The sequence below is a fragment of the Arthrobacter sp. Soil763 genome (genome assembly GCF_001428365.1).
In the GTDB taxonomy this organism is placed as follows: Bacteria; Actinomycetota; Actinomycetes; order Actinomycetales; family Micrococcaceae; genus Arthrobacter.
The window spans coordinates 235210-257180 of record NZ_LMSH01000004.1; the positions used below are offsets into that span (position 1 = coordinate 235210).

The window sequence follows — 21971 nt, forward strand, 5'->3', positions numbered from 1 at the left end:
TCTAGGGCAGGATAGGTCTGTGAGCACAGGGAAGACTGCAGCAGAGACCGAAACCTCCAGCCCGTCCGGGGAGCTCGTCCCCTCCGAGGCCGTGCGCGCGGAGTACGAGGAACTGGTCGAAGAAGTCCGCAAGCACCGTTTCGCGTACTACCAGGAGGACGCCCCGATCATTTCCGACGCCGAGTTCGACGAGCTCTACCGGCGCCTGGAAACCCTCGAGGCCCTGCACCCGGAACTGGTGGCCAACGATTCGCCCACCCAGGAAGTGGGCGGCGAGGTCTCCGCCGCGTTCGCCGCCGTCGAACACCTCACCCGGATGTACAGCCTTGAGGACGTGTTCTCGCTCGAAGAGGTGGAAGCCTGGATCGCCAAGGCCGAGGCCGCCGCCGCGAAGATCGGCAACGGCGGCAACCCGCCGTCGTGGCTGACCGAACTGAAGATCGACGGCCTGGCCGTCAACCTGCTCTACCGTGACGGCGCCCTGGTCCGTGCGGCCACCCGAGGCGACGGCTTCACGGGGGAGGACATCACCCACAACGTCCTGACCATCAAGGAAATCCCGCAGCAGCTCACCGGCTCGAACTTCCCGGCCGAGATGGAGATCCGCGGCGAGGTTTTCATCCCGTCCAAGGACTTCGCCGCCTTCAACGAGGCGCTCATCGAGGCGGGCAAGGCACCCCTGGCCAACCCGCGCAACGCCGCGGCCGGCTCGCTGCGGCAGAAAGACCCGGCAGAGACCGCCAAACGCCCGCTCAAGATGTACGTTCACGGCATCGGCGCCCGCGAAGGCCTGGAGACCGCGAGCCAGTCGGACACCTACCGCCAGCTCGCCGAATGGGGCCTGCCCACCAGCCCCTACTTCGAGGTCCTGCCCGAACTGAAGGACGTGCTGGACTTCATCAAGCGCTACGGGGACAAACGGCACAGCCTCAGCCACGAAATCGACGGCATCGTCATCAAGGTCGATGACCTCGCCACCCAGCGCGCCCTGGGCTACACCTCACGGGTGCCGCGCTGGGCGGTGGCGTACAAGTACCCGCCCGAGGAGGTCAACACCAAGCTCCTGGACATTGCCGTCAACGTCGGCCGCACCGGCCGCGTCACCCCCTACGGCGTGATGGAACCGGTCAAGGTGGCCGGCTCGACCGTCAGCATGGCCACCCTGCACAACCAGGACGTGGTCAAGGCCAAGGGCGTCAAGATCGGTGACATCGTGGTGCTCCGCAAGGCCGGGGACGTCATCCCGGAGATCGTCGGACCGGTACTGGCGCTCCGGGACCAGCAGGACCCGCCGGTCAGGGATTTTGTCATGCCCACCGAATGCCCCTCCTGCGGCACGCCGCTGGCTCCCGGCAAGGAGGGCGACGTCGACATCCGCTGCCCCAACGCCCGGTCCTGCCCGGCGCAGCTGCGCGAACGGGTCTTCCATCTGGCCGGCCGCGGCGCCTTCGACATCGAGGCGCTCGGCTGGGAAGCGGCGATCGCCCTGACCCAGCCCACCGAGCCCGAGGTGCCGCCGCTGACCACGGAGGCGAACCTGTTCCGGCTCACCCCCGAAGACCTCGCCGGGGTCCGGATCCGCCGTGAAAAGCGCTCCAAGGGCGTCGCCACCGGCGAATTCGAGCTGGTGCCCTACTTCTACACCAAGGGCACGGCGAAGAACCCGTCCAAGCCAACCGCCAGCACAGAGAAGCTTTTCAACGAACTCGAAAAAGCCAAGACCCAGCCGCTCTGGCGTGTCCTGGTGGCCCTGTCCATCCGGCACGTGGGGCCGCGGGCGTCCCGGGCGCTGGCCACCGCGTTCGGAACCATGGACGCGATCCGGCAGGCCTCCGAGGAGGAACTCGCCGGCGTCGACGGCGTGGGCCCGGTGATCGCCGTCGCGCTGAAGGAATGGTTCGCGGAGGACTGGCACCGCGAGATCGTCGACAGCTGGGCCGCCGACGGCGTCCGGATGGAAGACGAGCGCGACGAGTCCACCCCGCGGACCCTGGAGGGCCTGACCGTGGTGGTCACCGGAAGCCTCGAAGGCTTCAGCCGCGACGAGGCCAAGGAAGCGATCCTGGTCCGCGGCGGCAAAGCCGCCGGATCGGTGTCCAAGAACACCAGCTACGTCGTCGCCGGCGAGAACGCCGGCACCAAGCTGGACAAGGCCGAGCAGCTCGGCCTGCCGGTCCTGGACGAGGACGGCTTCCGTGCGTTGCTCGCCAACGGGCCGGACGGCCTGGCCGGAGCCGGGGAAGGTGCCGGTGACGCCGACGTCGAGGACGGCGAGGACCACCAGCAGGCGTCCGAGTGACCGGCGGTCCCGCCGGCGTCGAGGACCCTATGGCGCTCCTGGCCCTGGCCCGGGAGGCCGCCGCTGCGGGAGCCGCGGTGCTGGCCGGCCGCAGCGCCGCGGGCCTGGAGGTCAACAACAAGGGCGACTCCGGGGACTGGGTCACCGCCTTCGACCTCGCCGCCGAAGCCGCTGTCCGTGAGGTCATCACCCGGGCCCGGCCCAACGATGCCATCACCGGCGAGGAGGGCGGCACCGTCCGGCCCGAGCACCCGAGCGGCTACCGCTGGTCGGTCGACCCGCTCGACGGCACCACCAACTTCATCCGCGACATCGTCTATTACGCCACCTCGGTGGCGGTCGCCGGCCCTGACGGCGCCTGGCTGGCCGGCGTCGTGCACGCCCCCGCGCTGGGCCGGGTCTACTACGCCGCCCGCGGCCAGGGCGCCTGGCGGGAGGACAACGGCCGGCGCACCGCCCTGAACGGGCCGGTGCCCGGCCGCACCGGCCAGATCCTGGCCACAGGATTCAGCTACGACCCCGGCGTGCGCGCCGAGCAGGCCGCCGCCCTCGGCGGGCTGATGGACGGCTTCGCCGACGTCCGGCGGCTGGGCTCCGCGGCCCTGGATCTCTGCCTCGTCGCCGAGGGTACCCACGACGCCTACGGTGAACGCGGCCTCAACGAGCACGACTTCGCCGCCGGCGCCCTGATCGCCGAAGAGGCCGGGTGCTGGGTCCGCCGGCCCCGGCTCACCAGCGTCCTCGACGGCGGCCCGTCCGACGACGAGCGGCTGGCCGCGTGGACCTGTGCGGGGCCGCTGGAACTCTCCGGCACGTTCCCGCTCTGACCGGCGGGGGACTGATACCTCAGTCACGGAAACGGCCGTTTGGCGGGGGAGTAGGTATGGCGGCCCGTACCATGGACAGGTGAATCCGCAGATCCTGATCCGGCCCGCCGTCCCGGCCGACTACGACGCCGTCGCCCGCATCACCCGGGACGCCTACCTGGGCGCCGGCCACTTCGAGGACGCGGACCACCCCTACATGCAGCAGATCCAGCAGGTCGCCCGGCGCCATGAGGCCGCGACCATCTGGGTCGCCGAGCGCGCCGGCCAGGTGGTCGGCTCGGTGACGCTCGCCGTCGCGGGGGAGCCCTACGCGGACATCGCGCAGCCGGACGAGCTGGAGTTCCGGATGCTGGTGGTGGACCCTGCCGTGCAGCGCAGTGGAGCCGGCAAGGCCCTGGTGGAAGCGATCGTCGAGTACGCCCGCACCCTGCCTGGCATCACCGGCGTGGCCCTGACCACCGGCGTCACCTGGGAGAGCGCCCACGGCCTGTACCGCAAGACCGGCTTCCGCCGGACACCCGAACGCGACTGGTTCGTGCCCGACACCGACATCAAGCTGCTGGTCTACCGCCTCGACCTCTAGGCGCTGGCGGACGTTGACCGCTGTGTGTCCCGGGCGCGTTCCGGGCCGGCGGCGGTGCGGGTAGGGTTGCTGCCAGAGCACCATCCCTGACCCACGCTGGCAACAGCACGAGTACAGCCGGAGGACCCATGGCACCGCACATCCCGGAATCGATCGACGAGAAGCTCCTCGGACTCTACCTCTCGGACCACCTCACCGGCTCCACGGCCGGCCTGGGCCGGATCGGACGGATGGCCAAGGACTTCACGGACACCCCCGTGCACGCCGACATCGCCTCCGTCGCGGACGAGATCCGCCGGGAGCGCGAACTGCTCCTGGGCCTGATCAAGGACCTGGGCATCCGGCAGCGCCCGCACCGGCAGGCCGCCGCCTGGCTGGCCGAACACGCCGGCCGCCTCAAGCTCAACGGCCGGCTGGTGAACCGCTCCCCGATGACCCTGGTCCTGGAATCGGAGCTGATGCGCGCCGCGATCCTGGCCAAGATCGGCGGCTGGCAGACCCTGGAGAAGCTCGCCCCCGAACTGGGGCTGGACGCAGCCACCTTCACCCGCCTCGCCGCCGATGGCCGGGCGCAGATCGAAGCGCTGGACCGGGTCCACGAGCACGCCCGCAGCAACGCTTTCCACAAGCACCGGGACATCACCGCCTGACCGCCGGCCCGCCTTCCGCCCCGGGCAGCGCGCTCCTAGCGACCCGCGCCCGGCGGCACGCCGTAGCGGTGTTCCGGCCGGCCCGTGGTCCCATAGCGCAGCTGGATGTCGACGGCGCCGTCATCCGCCAGGGCGGACAGGTAGCGCTGGGCGGTGGCCCGCGAGACCCCGACCCGGCCGGCGACCTCCGCGGCGGAATACTGTTCGCCCGGCTCCAGCGAGTCCAGCACCGCCGCCTCCGTGGCGGAGCGCGGCCGGGCCGACGGCGTGACATCCCCGGGGATCAGCGCCCGTTTGGCCCGCTCCAGCGTCTCCTGCGTGAGGTTCCCCGGCTGGGCCAGGATCCGGCGGTAGCGGGCGTAGGAGCGCAGCTGCTGGGACAGCGACTCCGCCGTGAACGGTTTGAGCAGGTAGCCCAGCGCCCCGCGCCGGAACGCGACCCGGACCGAGGCCGCGTCGGAGGCGGCGCTGAGGATCACGGTGTCCACGTCCAGCTGGTGGAGCAGGTCCAGCCCGGACGCGTCCGGGAGGTACACGTCCAGCAGGACCAGGTCCGGCCGGAGGCTGTGGATCGCCTGCAGCGCCTGCGACGCCGAACCGGCCGGGGGCAGGGCCAGGAACCCGGCCACCGAATCGACATAGGTGGCATGCAGCTTGGCGACGTGGAAGTCGTCGTCCACAATGAGCACCCGGAAATCGTCAGACATCGTCGTCCCTTTCACTGTTGGCCGCCGGATCGTCCCCGCCGGCGATCGTGCCCGGCAGCACCGCCATGAACACCGCCCCCGGTCCGCCGGCCGTGCCACGTTCAAGCACAGTCACGTCGCCGCCGCGGCGCCGGGCCAGTTGCCGCGCCAGTGCCAGGCCGAGCCCCTGCCCGGCTCCGGCCCGCGCGGACCGGCCGGAGCTGGTGAACCCTTCGGCGAAGACATCGTCGGCGGGCAGCCCGTCGCCGGAGTCGGCCACGATGATGTGCAGGGTGCCGGCGGCGCCGTCGCCCCCGGGGCCGTCGAGCACCTCGACCTCCACCCACCGGTCGCCCGCGGTTCCCGCGACGGCGGCGTTCACGGCGTTGTCGATCAGGTTGCCGAGCACCGTCGTCACGTCCTGCGGCTCGACGACGCTGCCCCGGACCAGGGTTTCGGGCCCCAGTCGCAGGGTGACGCCGCGCTCGTCCGCCTCCACGCCCTTGGCGCCGAGGAACGCCTGCAGGTAGGGGTCCTGCAGCAGCTGGGCCTGGTCCACCGGAAACTTCAATGGCCCGGTGGCCGCCAGCCGGGCCAGGTACTCGCGGGCCTGCCGGTGCTGCCCGAGGCTCATGAACCCGGCGAGCGTATGCAGCTGGTTGGCGAACTCGTGGCGCTGGGCGCGCAGAGCGGTGGACATGGTGCCCACTGCGTCCAGCTGGCGGGTTAGCTCCTGCAGCTCGGTGCGGTCCCTGAGCATCACCACCCAGCCCAGGTCCTCCCGGCCGTGCAGGGCCTTGCGGGCGCTCGCCACCAGGGCGCGGCCGCCGGCCAGGAACTCGACCGCATCGCCCTCGGCGGCATCGGGCAGCGTCAGTGCCTTGAGCCGGGCCGGCACCGGCGCCGCCGCCCACGGCGTTCCGGCGAGGTCGGGCTGGTTCAGCATCCGGCGGGCGGCGGCATTGAAGACGCTGATCCGGCCGTCCGCAGCCACTCCGACGACGCCGTCGTCCACGCCCTGCAGCACCGCCACCTGGTCGTGGACCAGGGTGCTGATCTCCTCCGGTTCAAGGCCCAGGGTGAGCCGCCGGAGCCGGTGCCGCAGCAGGAACGAGACGAGCGTGCCGGCGAGCAGGGCGCCGGCCGCGGTGAGGGCGATCGGCACGATGTCCCGGGCGAGGCTCTGGCCGATCGTTTCGGTGGAATACCCCACACTGACCTCACCGACCACGGTCGCGGAGCCCGGCGCGAAGACGGGCACCTTGGCGCCGGCCGACGGGCCCAGGGTCCCGGTGTTCCGGGTGGTCACCTCCCGGCCGGAGAGCGCCTCGGAGGGATCGGTGCTGACCCGCTCGCCCAGCCGGTCGGCGTCGGGGTGCGCCAGCCGCAGGCCGGTCTCATCGGTGATAACGACGAACAGCGCGCCGGTGCGGGTGCGGGCCCCTTCGGCGGCGGCCATCAGCGGCCCGGCCAGCAGCTGCGCGGGCGGGGGAGTGCCGGTCCCGGCACTGATCCGCTGAACCCCGGCGCGGACCTCCGGATCCGAGGCCACGGTGCGGGCCAGGGTCAGGGCCTGGTTCTCCGCTTCCCGTCCCAGCCGCTCGTACGTCAGCCAGGCGTGGACGGCGCTGCTGAGCAGCACCACGAGGGCCACCACGGCCAGCTGCAGGAGCAGGGTCTGGGTCGAGAACCGGAGCGGTGTGCGCCGCGGAAGGGCTGGCATGGCGGCCCTCCTTCGGGTGGTCAAAGGCCCGGACGGCGCGTGAGCAAAATGCGCAGAATGCGTCCAACAAGCAGTATGCCAATCAATTGAGCCAAAGGCACTCCCGTGACGCGCGCCACCCTAACGTCTGTAGTGCGCATCACAGCGGAGTGGTGCGGACCACAGAAGAAGGAGCCGGCCGTGCTGGTATTACTCGGATTCGCCATGATCGCGGTGTTCATGGTGCTGATCATGACGAAGAAGCTGACGCCGGTGCTGGCGCTCATCATCGTCCCCACCGTTTTCGGACTGTTCGCGGGGGCGGGCCTCGGCATCGGCCCGATGGTCATGGATTCGATGAAGTCCATGACGTCCACCGCCGCGCTGCTGATGTTCGCCATCATCTACTTCGGGCTGATGATCGACGTCGGCCTCTTCGACCCGCTGGTGCGCTTCATCCTGCGCAAGCTCGGCAATGACCCCGCCAAAGTGGTCCTGGGCACTGCGATCCTGGCCGCCGCGGTCTCGCTCGACGGCGACGGCTCCACCACCTTCATCCTCACCACCGCCGCGATGCTGCCTGTCTACCTGCGGCTGAAGATGAGCCCGGTGGTCCTGACCTGCGTCGCGGGCCTGGCCAACGGCACCATGAACATCCTGCCTTGGGGCGGCCCCACGGCCCGCGCCGCCACCGCGCTGAAGCTCGACGTCAACGACGTCTTCGTCCCGATGATCCCCTCGCTGGTCGCCGGCCTCGTCGTCGTGTTCGTGTTCGCCTGGCTGCTGGGCCTGCAGGAACGCAACCGGCTGCGCGCCGTGGCACCGGAAATCTGGGGCGTCCCGGATTCCGCCGAGTCGCTGGTTGACGACGCCGACGGCACCGCCGGCGGCACTACCGCCGGCGGTCCCGGCAAGAGCCGTCCGGGGTCCGGCCGCACCGCAGGCACGCCCGGCGGCGGGGCCGGCGTCGCGGTCCTGGAACGCACCGAGGTCCTGGTCGATGACCGCGATACCGCCATGGCGGACACCGCCCTGGACCCGAACCGCTCCACCCTTCGGCCGAAGCTGTTCTGGTTCAACCTGGCCCTGACCGTAACCGTCATGGTCACGCTCGTGGCCAACATCATCCCGCTGCCGTTCGTGTTCATGGTCGGTTCCGCCGTCGCCCTGCTGGTGAACTTCCCCAAGCTCAAGGACCAGGGCGCCCAGCTGGTCGCCCACGCCCCGTCGATCGTCGCCGTCGTCAGTATGGTGATGGCCGCCGCGGTCCTGACCGGCGTCCTCAACGGCACCGGCATGGTCAAGGCCATGTCCGAATGGCTCGTGGCGATCATCCCGGCCGACCTGGGTCCGTTCATGGCCATCATCACCGGCATCCTGAGCATCCCGATGACCTTCTTCATGAGCAACGACGCGTTCTACTTCGGTGTCCTGCCGGTCCTCAGCGAAACCGCGGCGCACTACGGCGTCGGCGCCGCGGATATGGCCCGCGCCTCGATCACCGGCCAGCCCTTCCACCTGCAGAGTCCGCTGGTCCCGGCCATCCTGCTCCTGGTCTCCCTGGCCAAAGTGGACCTGGGCGACCACCACAAGAAGGTCCTGTGGCGCACCGCCGTGATCTCCCTGGTCATGCTCGGCGTAGGAGTCCTCACCGGAGCCATCGGCATCGGCTGACCGCGGAAGAAAAAACAAAGGAAGGCAGGGGCGGAAGATTTTCCGCCCCTGCCTTCCTGCGTCTGCCCCCAACAACGGAGCGCGACAAGGTGACGGGGGCACACCGTAGGTGGGACGGACATCCTGTCGGCTGCGTCTAAGCGAGGAACGAGCGAGCAGCCAAAGGATCGTCCGGCCCGCCTACGGAAGGCGAGGCGGCTGAGGCTTGGCGCCCGACGGCTGGAGGGCGTGGAGACACGTAGACTGGGACGGAAAATAATCCGAACCTTGCAGGGGAGATCCATGGCTGCGATCAACCGCGACGACGTCGCGCATCTCGCGCGTCTTGCGCACATCGAGATGAGTGCTGAAGAGCTGGACAGGATGGCCGGCGAGCTCGCCGTCATCGTCGAATCGGTCAAGTCCGTCAGTGAAGCCGCCGGCGACGACGTCCCGGCCACGTCCCACCCGATTCCGCTGACCAACGTCTTCCGCGAAGACGTTGTGGGCCACACGTTCACGGCCGAGCAGTCCCTCTCCGGCGCCCCCGACGCGTACGAGGGCCGCTTCAAGGTCCCGGCAATCCTGGATGAGGACTAAGACATGACTGAAACCAACTCCGAGCTGGTCCGCCTCTCCGCCGCCGCGCTCGCCGCCAAGCTCGCCGCCCGCGAGGTCACCGCCGTCGAGGTCGTCCAGGCCCACCTGGACCGGATCGCCGCCGTCGACGGGAAGGTCAACGCCTTCCTGCACGTCAACGCCGAGCAAGCCCTCGCCGTCGCCGCTGAGGTGGACGCTATCCGCGCCGCCGGTGGTGCCGAGGCTGAAGCCCTGCACGAGCTCGCCGGCGTACCGGTCGCCGTTAAGGACCTCATCGTCACGATCGGCCAGCCCACCACGGCCGGCTCGAAGATCCTCGAAGGCTGGCACAGCCCCTACGACGCCACTGTCGTCGAGCGCCTGCGCGCGGCCAAGATGCCGATCCTGGGCAAGACCAACCTGGACGAGTTCGCCATGGGCTCCTCGACCGAGCACTCCGCCTACGGCCCCACCCGCAACCCCTGGGACCTCGACCGGATCCCCGGCGGCTCCGGCGGCGGCTCGGCCGCCGCGGTGGCCGCGTTCGAGGCGCCGCTGGCCCTCGGCACGGACACCGGCGGCTCCATCCGGCAGCCCGGCGCCGTCACCGGCACCGTCGGGGTCAAGCCCACCTACGGCGGCGTCTCCCGCTACGGCGCCATCGCCATGGCCTCCTCGCTGGACCAGATCGGCCCGGTCACCCGCACCGTGCTCGACTCGGCCCTGCTGCACCAGGTGATCGGCGGCCACGACCCGCGCGACTCCACCTCGCTGCCGGACCCGCTGGAGGACCTGGTCGCCGCGGCCCGGACCGGCAACGTCGAGGGCATGAGGATCGGCATCATCAAGGAACTCCATGGCGAGGGCTATCAGGCCGGCGTTGAGAACCGCTTCAACGAGGCGCTGGAGCTGCTCAAGGGCGCCGGCGCCGAAATCGTCGAGGTCTCCTGCCCCAACTTCAAGTACGCCCTGGGCGCCTACTACCTGATCATGCCCTCCGAGGCTTCCTCCAACCTGGCCAAGTTCGACGGCGTCCGGTTCGGCCTGCGGGTACTGCCCGAAGAGGGCCCGATGACGATCGAACGCGTCATGGGCGCCACCCGGGCCGCTGGCTTCGGCGACGAGGTCAAGCGCCGCATCATCCTGGGCACCTACGCCCTGAGCGCCGGCTACTACGACGCCTACTACGGCTCGGCCCAGAAGGTGCGCACGCTGATCCAGCGCGACTTCGACGCCGCGTTCGAGCAGGCCGACGTGCTGATCTCCCCGACGGCGCCGACGACGGCGTTCAAGCTCGGCGAGAAGCTCGATGACCCGCTGGCGATGTACCTCAACGACGTCGCCACCATCCCGGCGAACATGGCCGGCGTCCCCGGCCTGTCCCTGCCCGGCGGCCTCGCCGACGAGGACGGCCTGCCGGTGGGGGTCCAGCTGCTGGCCCCGGCCCGGCAGGATGCCCGGCTCTACCGTGTCGGCGCCGTGCTCGAGTCGCTGCTCGAGGAACAGTGGGGCGGACCCCTGCTGGCGAAGGCCCCTTCCCTGACCGACGCTTCTTCTGCGGCTGGCGCCGCCTTGAGCCACGGAGGTTCACACTAATGACTGACGCAACCCTCAGCTTCGAAGAGGCGATGGAGAAGTACGACCCCGTCCTCGGCTTCGAGGTCCACGTCGAGCTGAACACCAAGACCAAGATGTTCTCCTCCGCGCCGAACGTCTTCGGCGATGAGCCGAACACCAACGTCAACGAGGTGGACCTCGGCCTGCCGGGCGTGCTGCCGGTGGTGAACAAGACCGCGATCGAATCCTCGATCAAGATCGGCCTGGCGCTGAACTGCAAGATTGCCGAGACCTGCCGCTTCGCCCGGAAGAACTACTTCTACCCGGACACCCCGAAGAACTTCCAGACCTCCCAGTACGACGAGCCGATCGCCTACGACGGCTACCTGGACATCGAACTCTCCGACGGCACCGTGTTCCGGGTCGAGATCGAGCGCGCCCACATGGAGGAGGACGCCGGCAAGCTCACCCACATGGGCGGCGCCGCCGGACGCATCCAGGGCGCGGACTACTCGCTGGTGGACTACAACCGCTCCGGCGTGCCGCTGGTCGAGATCGTCACCAAGCCGATCGAGGGCGCCGGCAGCCGCGCGCCCGAGCTGGCCAAGGCCTACGTCGCCGCGGTCCGCGAGATCGTCAAGAACCTCGGCGTCTCGGACGCGCGCATGGAACGCGGCAACGTCCGCTGCGACGCCAACGTCTCGCTGCGCCCGCACGGCCGCGAACGCTTCGGCATCCGCTCGGAGACCAAGAACGTAAATTCGCTGCGCGCCGTCGAACATGCCGTCCGCTACGAGATCCAGCGGCACGCCGCCGTCCTGGACTCCGGCCAGCCGGTCATCCAGGAGACCCGGCACTGGCACGAGGACACCCGCTCCACCACCTCGGGCCGGCCCAAGTCCGACGCCGACGACTACCGCTACTTCCCGGAACCGGACCTGGTGCCGGTCGTCGCCTCGCGCGAGTGGGTCGAGGAACTCCGGGCCACCCTGCCCGAACCGCCGGCCGCCCGCCGCAAGCGCCTCCAGGCCGACTGGGGCTACTCCGACTTGGAGTTCCGCGACGTCGTCAACGCCGGCGTGCTGGACGAGATCGAGGAGACCATCGCCGCCGGCGCATCCGCCACGGTGGCGCGCAAGTGGTGGATGGGCGAGATCGTCGGCCGCGCCAAGAACGCCGACGTCGACCCCGGCCAGCTCGGCGTCAACCCGGCCACCATCGTGGAACTGAACCGGATGGTCGAAGCCGGCAAGATCAACAACAAGATGGCCTCCGAGGTCCTCGACGGCGTCCTCGCCGGCGAGGGCACCCCGGCGGAAATCGTCGAGGCGCGCGGCCTGGCCGTGGTCTCCGACGACGGCCCGCTGCTCGAGGCCATCGACGCGGCCCTCGCCGCCCAGCCCGACGTCGCGGACAAGATCCGCGGCGGCAAGGTCCAGGCGATCGGCGCGATCGTCGGCGGCGTCATGAAGGCCACCCGCGGCCAGGCCGACGCCGGCCGCGTCCGCGAGCTGATCCTGGAACGCCTCGGCGTCGAAGGCTAGGTCCTAGCCACCCACCAAATCGGTCATGATGGTCTGCAGCGCTTCGCAGACCATCATGACCGATCGGCGTTTAAGGTTCTCCGGCCGGGCCAGGATGTCGATCCTGCGCCGGGTACTGATGCCCTCCAGCGGCTTGAGCACGATCCCCGGGTCCAGCACCGGCCGCGCGGTATGCCGCGGCAGCAGCCCGATCACGCTCCCGGTCGCCACCAGCGCCGCCACCGTGGAGTAGTCGTTGATCCGGTGCGCGATGTTCAGCTCGCGGCTGGAGACCGCGGCGACGGCGGAGAGCACGTCCGCGGGGGAGTAGCCGGCGTGGCTGGTTACCCAGGGTTCGCCGACGACGTCGTCCGCGGTCACCGCCCGCTGCCCGGCCAACCGGTGCCCCGCCGGCAGCGCCACGTCCAGCGGCTCGTGCGCCAGCGGGATGACCGCCACCCGTTCCACCGGCCAGCGGGGGCTGTGGTCCATGCGGTGCGCCAGGACCAGGTCGTACCGCGCGGTCAGGGCCGGGAAATCCTGCTGGGCGACGTCCTCGTCGGAGAGCCGGACCTCGGGCTGGCCCGGCCCGGCCAGCAGCCGGGCGAGCGGGGCGAACAAGGCCTGGCCGGCGCTATGGAAGCCGCTGAGCGTCACCGGGGCCACCGGGGAGCCGTGGTACGCGCCGAGCGCCGAGCGGGCGTCCGCCATCGCACTGACGACGGCGGCCCCGGCGTCGGCGAGCACCTGCCCGGCCTCGGTGAGGACCAGGTTCCGGCCCTCCTTCCGGGTCAGCGGAACGTCGACCGACCGCTGCAGCGCGGCCAGTTGCTGGGACACCGCCGAGGGGGTGACCAGCAGCGTGTCGGCGACGGCCTTGACGCTGCCGAGGGCGCCGAGTTCGCGGAGCATTTCCAGCTGGTGGATCTCCATGGCTCCCATCCTATTGCTTAGAAACAGCTAAATCGTCGATTGAGAAAAACCCGGTTGTACTTATGCTTCGCAGCCGGTCTAATGAGGTGAGTTGTCCCACACCCCGCTCCCGACCAGGGACCGGCCCCACAGTAAGGCAGGCCATGAAGGCTCTCTACAAGTCCGGCGCCCACGCGGGATTCGACCTCGTCGACCGTCCCGAACCGGGGACCGGCAGCGGGGACGTGAAGATCCGCGTGATGACCACCGGCATCTGCGGCACCGACCTGCACATCCAGTCGTGGGACGCCTGGGCCCAGGGCATCATCAACGCGCCGCTGATCGCCGGGCACGAGTTCTACGGTGAAGTCGTGGAAACCGGCGAGGACGTCCTGGACGTCAAGGTCGGCGACCGGGTCTCCGGCGAGGGCCACATCGTCTGCGGGATCTGCCGCAACTGCCGCGCCGGCCGCAAGCAGATGTGCATCAACACGGTCAGCGTCGGCGTCCAGCGCGACGGCGCGTTCGCCGAATACGTCGTGATCCCGGAAACCAACGTCTGGGTCCACCATGATCCGTCCGTGACCCCGGAACTCGGCGCCATTTTCGACCCGTTCGGCAACGCCGTCCACACCGCCCTGAGCTTCCCGCTGGTCGGCGAGGATGTCCTGATCACCGGTGCCGGACCCATCGGGCTGATGGCGATCGCCGTCGCCCGCCACGCCGGGGCCCGCAAGATCGCCATCACCGACGTCTCCGCCCCGCGGCTGGAACTGGCCCGAAAGCTCGGCGTCGACCTCGCCATCGACGTTTCCAAGATGCGCGTCAAGGACGCCCAGCGCGAACTGGGCATGCGCGAGGGCTTCGACATCGGCATGGAAATGTCCGGCCACCCCACTGCGCTGCCGGAAATGATTGAGAACATGAACCACGGCGGCCGGATCGCGATGCTGGGCCTGCCCAGCCAGTCCATCGACATCGACTGGGGCAAGGTGGTCACCCACATGCTCACCATGAAGGGCATCTACGGCCGGGAGATGTTCGAGACCTGGTACGCCATGAGCGCCATGCTGTCCTCCAACCCGGTCCTGCACGCGAACATCTCCGCCGTCGTCACCGACACCCTGCCCGCCGCGGACTGGGAAAAGGGCTTCGAGATCGCCCGCGCCGGCGCCGGCGGCAAGGTCGTGCTCGACTGGACCGGCTTCTAGGCCGCGGCCCTTTCCGGTACCGTACAAAAATTCCCACCTGCACAGGAGCGCACCCCATGTATTCAGCCATCAAGGACCAGCTGCGGCACGAACTGGATGAGATCCGCGGCGCCGGCCTGTTCAAGACCGAGCGGCACATCGATTCCCCGCAGGCCAGCCACATCAAGGCCGGCCCGATCGGCCAGGGCAGCGCGGACGTGCTGAACTTCTGCGCCAACAACTACCTCGGCCTCGCCGACCATCCGGAGATCATCGCCGCCGCCAAGGCCGCCATGGACGAGCGCGGCTTCGGCATGGCCAGCGTGCGCTTCATCTGCGGCACCCAGGACCTGCACCTGGCCCTCGAGGAACGGGTCTCGAAGTTCCTCGGCACCGAGGACACCATCCTCTTCTCCAGCTGCTTCGACGCCAACGGCGGCGTCTTCGAGTCCCTCTTCGGCCCCGAAGACGCCGTGATTTCCGACGCGCTGAACCACGCCTCGATCATCGACGGGATCCGGCTCTGCAAGGCCCGGCGCTTCCGCTACGCCAACCGGGACATGGCCGATCTTGAGGCCCGGCTGATCGAGGCGGACAGCGCGGAGAACCCGGCCCGCCGCAAGATCATCGTCACCGACGGGGTCTTCTCGATGGACGGCTACCTCGCCCCGCTCGAAGCGATCTGCGACCTCGCCGACAAGTACGACGCCCTGGTCATGGTTGACGACTCGCACGCCGTCGGTTTCATGGGCGCCACCGGCGCCGGCACCCCGGAACACGCCGGCGTCTCGGACCGGGTGGACATCTACACCGGCACCTTCGGCAAGGCCCTCGGCGGCGCCTCCGGCGGCTACGTCTCCGGCCGGGCCGAGATCGTCGCCATGCTCCGGCAGAAGGCCCGCCCCTACCTGTTCTCCAACTCGCTCGCGCCCGCGATCGTCGCCGCCACGCTCAAGGCCCTCGATCTGGTGGAGAACTCCGCCGAGCTGCGCGGCAAGCTCTTCGCCAACGCCGAACTCTTCCGCCGCCGGATGGGCGAGGAAGGCTTCGAACTGCTCGACGGCGAGCACGCAATCGTGCCGGTGATGTTCGGCGACGCGGTGATGGCGGCGAAGGTGGCCGACGCCATGCTGTCGCACGGCGTCTACGTCACCGCTTTCAGCTACCCCGTGGTGCCGAAGGGCGCGGCCCGCATCCGGGTCCAGCTCTCCGCCGCGCACAGCACGGACGACGTCGAGAGCTGCGTCCGGGCGTTCGTGGCCAGCCGCGCGGAGGTCGCCGCCGGCTCGTAGCGGCGGATCTGCCGTCGTCCGCCTGGTCAAAAAGTACTGACGTGACCTCCTGCCGGGTGCAAGGATGGAGGCATGTCAGCTACATACGACGTCGTTATCGTGGGCGGCGGCATCGCCGGCCTGTCCCTTGCCTCCGCCCTCGCCGGCCGCTGCCGGGTGGCGCTGGTCGAGGCCGAGCAGTCGCTGGGGTACCACACCTCGTCCCGCTCGGCCCGGCAGCTGATCCCCAGCTACGGCCCGCCCGTGGTCCAGGAACTGACCATGCGCACCCTGGAACTGATCGGCACGCATGAGGGCACGCGGCCCGAGCCCGTGCTCTCGCCGCGCCGCTTCATGCTGATCGGCGACGAGGCCGCGGTCCGGGAGCAGGCCAGCGGCTTCATGCACCGGATCAGCCATACCGAAGCGCTGCAGATCTGCCCCGCGCTCAGGCCGGACTCCTTCGAGGCGGCCGGCCTGGACTCCGGCTCCTTTGCCTGCAACGCCTCCCTGCTGTTGGAAGACCACCGGGAACGCGCCGTCGAGGGCGGCGTGGACATCATCACCGGCGCGAGGGTCCACTCGGCGCAGCGGCTGGGCACCGGCTGGGAGCTCGGCGCCGGGCAGGAAGGACTGGAGGCCGGCATCGTCGTCAATGCCGCGGGCGCCTGGGCCGATGAGCTCGCCGTCCTCAGCGGCGTCGAAAAGCTCGGCCTGCAGCCCTACCGCCGCACCGCGGCGATCGTCGACGTCGAACATCCCCTTCCGTCCGGCTGCCCGATGGTGGCCTCGACCGGCAGCTTCTACTTCCGGCCGGACGGCCGCCGCCAGGTGCTTATTTCCCCGTCGGAAACCGTGCCCAGCGGGCCCGAGGACGCACGGCCGTACCCGGGGGACGTCGAAGCGCTGATCACCCGGCTGAACGCCGTCACCACGATGGGGATCGGCCGCATCAGCCGGGCCTGGACCGGGCTGCGGACCGAGGCCTCCGACGGCATCCCCGTGGTGGGGTTCGACGCCGAGGCGCCCGGCTTCTTCTGGCTCGCCGGCCAAGGCGGCTACGGCTTCCAGACCTCCTCCGCCATCGCCGAACTTGCCGCCGACCTGATCCTCGCCGGGCAGGCGGCCGGGGAGCCATTCCCGGCGGACAGTCCGGCATCCCGGACAGCCGGGGCACTGGCGGCAACCCGGATGTCCATCCGGGCCTGAAGAATGGACCCATGAGCACCCTCATCACCAACATCGCCGAACTGATGACCCAGGACACGGAGCACCGGGTCCTCAGGGACGCTGCCATCGTGATCGAGGGCGAACGGATCGCCTGGCTCGGTGCCGCCGCGGACGCCCCGGCGGCGGATGATGCCGTCGACGCCGGCCAGCGCGCCCTGCTGCCCGGCTGGGTCGATTCGCACACCCACCTGGTCTTTGCCGGGGACCGGACCGCGGAGTTCGAGGCCCGGATGGCGGGGGAGGAGTACAGCGCCGGCGGCATCGCCGTCACGATGGGCGCCACCCGGGCCACCGGCGACTTCGACCTCACCCGGCTGGCGCTGGGCCGGGTGGACGAGGCGGTCGCCCAGGGCACCACCTATCTTGAGACCAAGACCGGCTACGGCCTCGACGTCGACAACGAGACGCGCAGCGCCCGGATCGCGTCGACGGTTGCGGACGAGGTCACCTACCTTGGCGCGCACCTGGTGCCCGGGGGGATGGACGCCGAGGAGTACACCGACCTGGTCTGCGGGCCAATGCTCGCCGCGGTCCGGCCCTACGTGCGCTGGGCCGACGTCTTCTGCGAACGCGGCGCCTTCAACGAGGACCAGGCCCGCCGCGTGCTGACGGCCTGCCGGGACGCCGGGCTGGGCCTGCGCGTGCACGGCAACCAGCTCGGCGAGGGCCCGGGCGTGCGCCTGGCCGTCGAGTTCGGCGCCGCCAGCGTCGACCACGTCAACTACCTGTCCCGGAAGGACCTCCGGGACCTCGCGGACAGCTGGTCCGGCTGGGAGACCGCCGCGGGCGCGGGGGAGCGCGGCACGGTGGCCACCTGCCTGCCGGCCTGCGACCTCTCTACCCGGCAGCCGCTGGCGCCCGGCCGGGAACTGCTGGACGCCGGCGTCCAGCTGGCCCTCGCGTCCAACTGCAACCCCGGCACCTCCTACACCAGTTCCATGGCCTACTGCGTCACCACCGCCGTGCTGCAGATGCGGCTCAGCGTGCACGAGGCGGTCCGTGCCGCGACGTACGGCGGGGCGCTGGCACTGGGCCGGGAATCCGGCAACGACGTCGACGGCGAACGCGCGGTGGGATCGATCGCCGTCGGCCACCGGGCGGACCTGCACCTGCTCAACGCCCCCTCGGCCACGCACCTGGCCTACCGCCCGGGCATGCCGCTGACCCACGCCGTCTGGCGCGCCGGGGTCCGCGCCCGCTGAGAAACAGGCGCCTGAAGGCAAGGGAGGACAGCATGGCCGGATACGCCAGGGAACTGGGCTTCCTGATCGACCTGCACCGCGCGCGCCGGGGCGGTCCGGCCGCACTCGCCCGGCGCCGCGACCCCGGCTCGCCGCGCTCGTGCGTCACGCCCGGACCGCCTCTCCGTTCTACCGGGCGCTGTACCGCGGGCTGCCCGCCGGGGACTTGCCGCTGGCGGACCTCCCGCCGGTGGACAAGCCGCAGCTGATGGCGCACTTCGACGACTGGGTCACCGATCCGGCCGTCACCCGCGCGGACCTGGAGGCCTTCGTCGCTGACCCCGCCCTGATCGGTGTCCGCTACCGCGGCCGGTACCTGGCCTTCACCAGCTCCGGCACCACCGGGCATCCCGGCCTGTTCCTCCACGACCCCGATGCCGTCGCCTGCTACCGCGCGCTGGCCGGGCGCATCGCCGGGGACGCGATGGACGCCCGCCGGTTGCTGGCCCTGCTGCGGCGGGGTGTCCGGACCGCCGTCGTGGTGGGCAGCGGAGGCCATTTCGCCGGGGCCGTGTGGCTGGAAACCGAACGCCGCCGCAACCGGCTTCGGAGCCGCGCCCTGCGCCTGTTCCCCGTGCAGCAGCCGCTGGCCGGGCTGGTGGAGGCCCTGAACGGCTTCGATCCGGCCTTGGTGGTGAGCTACCCGAGCGCGCTGGAACTCCTGGCCCGGGAGCAGGACGCGGGCCGGCTGCACATCCGCCCGCTGGTGGTGGCGACCAGCGGCGAGTCCGAGAGCGACCGGGCCCACCTGGCCGCGGCCCTGGGCGCGGAGGTCCACAACGTCTATGCCGCCTCCGAATTCAGCCCGATCGCGGCGGACTGCCCGCACGGGTGGCTCCACGTCAACAGCGACTGGGCCATCCTGGAGCCGGTCGAGGCGGACTACCGGCCCACCCCGCCGGGCCGGCCGTCCCACACCGTGCTGCTGACCAACCTCGCCAACCGGGTCCAGCCGCTGATCCGCTACGACCTCGGCGACTCCGTCCTCGCCCGGCCCGGACCCTGCGACTGCGGCAACCCGCTGCCCGCTGTCCGGGTGGCGGGGCGGCACGACGACGTCCTCTACCTCGACGACGCCGGCGGGCGCACGGTGGCCGTCCTGCCGCTCGCGATCACGGCGCCCGTCGACGACGCCCCGGGCGTGGCCCGCTGCCAGCTGGTCCAGACCGGGCCTTCCGTCCTGCGGGTGCGCCTGCAGGCCGAACCCGGCGCGGCGGCGGACGAGGTCTGGCAGGACGTCCGGGCCAAACTCGCCGGCTTCCTGGCCGGCCAGGGCCTGGCCAACGTCGAGCTGGTCCGCGCCGCCGAAGCGCCCGAGCAGGGCGGCCGCAGCGGCAAGTTCCACCAGGTCCTCGCGCTGAAGCGGCCGGCGGGGTAAGCCCTAGAAGATCACCGGCGGGGCATCCAGCACTGTCTCGTCCACCCGCCGGTGCTCCCACTGCGTAAACGGCTTATCCAGTTCGTATTTGCCCTCCCGGGTGCGGTGCAGAGTGCGCAGCTCGGCGTTGTCCGGGTTGTTCAGGGACTCGAAGTACTCCACGGACCAGTGGAACCAGCGCATGCAGAACAGCCGCACCGTCAGCCCGTGCGTGACCAGCAGGGCGTTCGGCGCGTAGTCGGGCTTGGACCAGTGCCGGTAGAGGGTCTCCATGAACGAGGAGATCCGGTCGTAGACATCGGAGCCGGATTCGCCCTCGCGGAACCGGTAGAAGAAGTGCCCGTAGGCGTTGCGGAGTTCCTTCTGGTCCTCGATGTCGCCGGCGATCTGGAAGTTGGCCCAGTCCTGCTCGCGCAGCCTCGGCTCCTCGATCACGCGCTCGGTCAGCGGGCCCAGGCGCAACGCCTCGAGGGTCTGGTAGGCGCGCAGGTACGGAGAGACGTACACGCACACCTGCTGCCCGTCGAGCTCCCGCCGCAACCGCTCACCGGCGGCCGCCGCCTGTTCCACCCCGAGGGCGGTCAGCGGGATCCTGTAGTCCGGCACCCGGTTGTAGATTGAGGTGTCGGCATTGGCGGCGGACTGGCCGTGCCGGATCATGATGATTCTCCCGGGCGCACTCACACCCCACAGCATAGGCGCGTGCAGCCAACTCCCGGCAAGGGCAGGCAAGATAGAGGCATGCTGGTTCCCTCCCGCCGTCGGCTGCGGCTCGAAGTCTGGATCGTCCTGGGGCTCTCCCTCGGCCAATCGGCGGTGTACTCGGTGGTGCAGCTGCTGGACAAGCTGACCCGGGCGCCGCTGGCCCAGGGCACCTCCACGCTCAACCGCTCGCAGAGCAGCCGGGAGTACTTAGACCTCACCTACCAGCTGCTGGACATCATCTTTGCGCTGGTCCCGGTGCTGCTGGTGCTGTACTTCCTCACCGAACACCGCCCGGCCGGGCTTGCCGCCGGCACCGGCAGTTCGGCGTTCCGGAAGCTCGGCTTCAACTTCGCCCGCCCCGGCAAAGACCTGCTCCAGGGCCTGGGCCTCTTTGCCCTGATCGGCGTTCCCTCCCTGGGCCTCTACGCGGCCGGCCGGGCGCTGGGCATTACGACGGCGATCATCCCCAGCGCGCTCGACTCCTACTGGTGGACGGTCCCTGTGCTCATCCTCTCGGCCATCCGGCACGGGATCGTGGAGGAAGTGATCGTCGTGGGCTACCTGCTGGACCGGCTCGGCAAATTCGGCTGGGGCATGCCGCTCGCGATCTTCGCCAGCTCCATGCTGCGCGGCAGCTACCACCTCTACCAGGGGTTCGGGCCGTTCGTCGGCAACGCCGTCATGGGCGTCATCTTCGCCCTCATCTACACCAGGACGCGCCGGGTGATGCCGCTCGTGATTGCGCACGCGCTGCTGGACATCGTCGCGTTCGTCGGCTTCAGCCTCTTCGGCAAGGCCATCGGCCTGGGCTGAGGCCCGTCCAACCGCGGCAGCAGAGCCGGTGCACGGCGGATGTCTTATTTCGACATGAGACTCTCCAAGGAGCGGGGCGGGTCCGTAACATTGGAGCTATTCCAGGCATCGACTTGCCAAACCTGCCGCAAAAGGACTATGCGAAATGCCGCTTGAATCGCTGCCCGTACTGGACATCTCCCGCTTGAATGCCGGCCCGGAAGAAGCCGCCCGGTTCCGGGAGGAACTGCGCGACGCCATGCACGACGTCGGCTTCATCTACCTGGCCGGCCACGGCATCCCGCAGGAGCTCACCGACGCCATGCTGGAGGTCTCCCGCCGGTTCTTCGACCTGCCCGAGGAACAGAAGCTCGCGATCGAGAACATCCACAGCCCGCAGTTCCGCGGCTACACCCGCGTCGGCGGCGAAATCACCGACGGCGGAGTCGACTGGCGCGAGCAGATCGACATCGGCGTCGAGCGCGACACCGTGCAGCCCGGCCCCGGGGTGCCCGACTACTGGCGGCTGGAGGGGCCGAACCTGTGGCCCGAAGGCCTGCCCGGGATGCGGGAAACCGTGACCGAATGGACCGAGCGGCTCAGCGCCGTGTCCCTGGACCTCCTGCGGGCGCTCGCCGTCTCCCTCGGCGCGCCCGAGGATACCTTCGACGCGGCCTTTGCCGCCCAGGCCTTCCCCATGCTGAAAATCGTGCGCTATCCGGGGGAGTCGGACCCGGAACCCAAGCAGGGTGTCGGGTCCCACCGCGACGGCGGGGTCCTGACCCTGCTGCTCGTAGAGCCCGGCAAGGGCGGCCTGCAGGTTGAGCACCAAGGCGAATGGATCGACGCGCCGCAGGTGCCCGGAACCTTTGTGGTCAACATCGGGGAGATGCTGGAACTGGCCACCAACGGCTACCTCAAGGCCACGCTGCACCGGGTGATCTCACCGCTGCGCGGAACGGACCGGATCTCGCTGCCGTTCTTCTTCAATCCGGCGCTGGATGCCACCATGCCCCGGCTTGCGGTCAGCCCGGAGTTCCAGGCCCGGGCCCGCGGCCTGTCGGTCGATCCTTCGAACAGCCCGATCCTGCAGACCTACGGAGACAACGCCCTGCGGTACCGGGTCCGGGCCCACCCCAACGTCGTTGCCGTCCACCACCCGGACCTGGCGGCCGGCTAAGCCGGGTTAAAGA

Annotated in this window: 19 protein-coding genes; 15 read left to right on the forward strand and 4 right to left on the reverse strand. The window is 70.1% G+C overall.

All coding sequences use genetic code 11. The annotated features are described in order from the left end of the window. Positions 1-19: 19 nt before the first annotated feature. The 4 genes from ligA to ASG71_RS14100 all read left to right on the forward strand — a co-directional run bounded on the left by ligA (position 20) and on the right by ASG71_RS14100 (position 4359). The gene (gene ligA, locus ASG71_RS14085) at positions 20-2299 is read left to right on the forward strand and encodes an NAD-dependent DNA ligase LigA (protein ID WP_056740371.1); all 2280 of its coding nucleotides are present in this window, start codon (positions 20-22) and stop codon (positions 2297-2299) included. A gap of 29 nt (positions 2300-2328) precedes the next feature. Then, positions 2329-3126: an inositol monophosphatase family protein gene (locus ASG71_RS14090; protein ID WP_056740783.1), complete on the forward strand. Its 798-nt coding sequence runs from the start codon at positions 2329-2331 to the stop codon at positions 3124-3126. Between the two features lie 79 nt (positions 3127-3205). Beyond that, on the forward strand, positions 3206-3709 hold the full coding sequence (locus ASG71_RS14095; protein WP_056740373.1) for a GNAT family N-acetyltransferase: 504 nt from the start codon (positions 3206-3208) through the stop codon (positions 3707-3709). A 128-nt stretch (positions 3710-3837) separates the two neighbouring features. Beyond that, positions 3838-4359 (forward strand): hypothetical protein, encoded by a 522-nt coding sequence (locus ASG71_RS14100; RefSeq protein WP_056740375.1) that lies wholly within the window; start codon positions 3838-3840, stop codon positions 4357-4359. Between the two features lie 35 nt (positions 4360-4394). Here the strand turns inward: ASG71_RS14100 and ASG71_RS14105 are convergent, their stop codons facing one another. Together ASG71_RS14105 and ASG71_RS14110 are read right to left on the reverse strand one after the other, a co-directional pair. Next, a complete protein-coding gene (locus tag ASG71_RS14105; protein WP_056740377.1) occupies positions 4395-5066 on the reverse strand; it encodes a response regulator in 672 nt (223 codons plus the stop codon). Beyond that, on the reverse strand, positions 5059-6768 hold the full coding sequence (locus ASG71_RS14110) for an ATP-binding protein (RefSeq protein WP_056740379.1): 1710 nt from the start codon (positions 6766-6768) through the stop codon (positions 5059-5061). Before ASG71_RS14110 ends, ASG71_RS14105 begins: the two co-directional genes overlap by 8 nt. A 180-nt stretch (positions 6769-6948) precedes the next feature. Here ASG71_RS14110 and ASG71_RS14115 point away from each other — a divergent pair, with 180 nt between their 5' ends. The 4 genes from ASG71_RS14115 to gatB all read left to right on the forward strand — a co-directional run bounded on the left by ASG71_RS14115 (position 6949) and on the right by gatB (position 12080). After that, positions 6949-8421 (forward strand): CitMHS family transporter, encoded by a 1473-nt coding sequence (locus tag ASG71_RS14115; protein ID WP_056740380.1) that lies wholly within the window; start codon positions 6949-6951, stop codon positions 8419-8421. A gap of 282 nt (positions 8422-8703) precedes the next feature. Continuing rightward, positions 8704-9000 (forward strand): Asp-tRNA(Asn)/Glu-tRNA(Gln) amidotransferase subunit GatC, encoded by a 297-nt coding sequence (gatC, locus tag ASG71_RS14120; RefSeq protein ID WP_011691167.1) that lies wholly within the window; start codon positions 8704-8706, stop codon positions 8998-9000. 3 nt (positions 9001-9003) lie between these two features. Further along, positions 9004-10575, forward strand: coding sequence for an Asp-tRNA(Asn)/Glu-tRNA(Gln) amidotransferase subunit GatA (gatA, locus tag ASG71_RS14125; RefSeq protein ID WP_056740382.1), 1572 nt, complete (start codon positions 9004-9006; stop codon positions 10573-10575). Further along, complete coding sequence (gene gatB, locus ASG71_RS14130) at positions 10575-12080, forward strand: Asp-tRNA(Asn)/Glu-tRNA(Gln) amidotransferase subunit GatB (protein WP_056740384.1); 1506 nt, start codon at positions 10575-10577, stop codon at positions 12078-12080. Before gatA ends, gatB begins: the two co-directional genes overlap by 1 nt. 3 nt (positions 12081-12083) lie before the next feature. On the opposite strand, the gene ASG71_RS14135 is transcribed toward gatB, so the two are convergent. Next, positions 12084-12992: a LysR family transcriptional regulator gene (locus ASG71_RS14135; protein ID WP_056740386.1), complete on the reverse strand. Its 909-nt coding sequence runs from the start codon at positions 12990-12992 to the stop codon at positions 12084-12086. A 143-nt stretch (positions 12993-13135) separates the two neighbouring features. On the opposite strand from ASG71_RS14135, the gene tdh reads away from it, so the two are divergent. From tdh to ASG71_RS14160, 5 genes are all read left to right on the forward strand, one after another. Continuing rightward, entirely contained in the window at positions 13136-14182 is a 1047-nt protein-coding gene (tdh, locus tag ASG71_RS14140) for an L-threonine 3-dehydrogenase (protein ID WP_056740387.1), read from the forward strand. Positions 14183-14238: 56 nt separating this feature from the next. Then, positions 14239-15453: a glycine C-acetyltransferase gene (locus ASG71_RS14145; RefSeq protein ID WP_056740390.1), complete on the forward strand. Its 1215-nt coding sequence runs from the start codon at positions 14239-14241 to the stop codon at positions 15451-15453. Positions 15454-15525: 72 nt separating this feature from the next. Continuing rightward, positions 15526-16641: an NAD(P)/FAD-dependent oxidoreductase gene (locus ASG71_RS14150; protein WP_056740392.1), complete on the forward strand. Its 1116-nt coding sequence runs from the start codon at positions 15526-15528 to the stop codon at positions 16639-16641. Between the two features lie 11 nt (positions 16642-16652). Beyond that, on the forward strand, positions 16653-17864 hold the full coding sequence (locus ASG71_RS14155; protein WP_056740394.1) for an amidohydrolase family protein: 1212 nt from the start codon (positions 16653-16655) through the stop codon (positions 17862-17864). Between the two features lie 139 nt (positions 17865-18003). Further along, a complete protein-coding gene (locus tag ASG71_RS14160) occupies positions 18004-19281 on the forward strand; it encodes a phenylacetate--CoA ligase family protein (RefSeq protein ID WP_056740396.1) in 1278 nt (425 codons plus the stop codon). Between the two features lie 3 nt (positions 19282-19284). Here the strand turns inward: ASG71_RS14160 and ASG71_RS14165 are convergent, their stop codons facing one another. Beyond that, positions 19285-19941, reverse strand: a complete 657-nt coding sequence (locus tag ASG71_RS14165) for a histidine phosphatase family protein (RefSeq protein ID WP_200948013.1) — start codon at positions 19939-19941, stop codon at positions 19285-19287. Between the two features lie 81 nt (positions 19942-20022). Between ASG71_RS14165 and ASG71_RS14170 the strand changes: the two genes are divergently transcribed. Together ASG71_RS14170 and ASG71_RS14175 are read left to right on the forward strand one after the other, a co-directional pair. Beyond that, complete coding sequence (locus ASG71_RS14170; protein ID WP_056740399.1) at positions 20023-20799, forward strand: CPBP family intramembrane glutamic endopeptidase; 777 nt, start codon at positions 20023-20025, stop codon at positions 20797-20799. 145 nt (positions 20800-20944) lie between these two features. Beyond that, positions 20945-21958 carry an isopenicillin N synthase family dioxygenase gene (locus ASG71_RS14175; protein ID WP_056740401.1) on the forward strand — a complete coding sequence of 338 codons (1014 nt, stop codon included), beginning with the start codon at positions 20945-20947 and terminating at the stop codon, positions 21956-21958. The last annotated feature ends 13 nt before the right edge of the window (positions 21959-21971 follow it).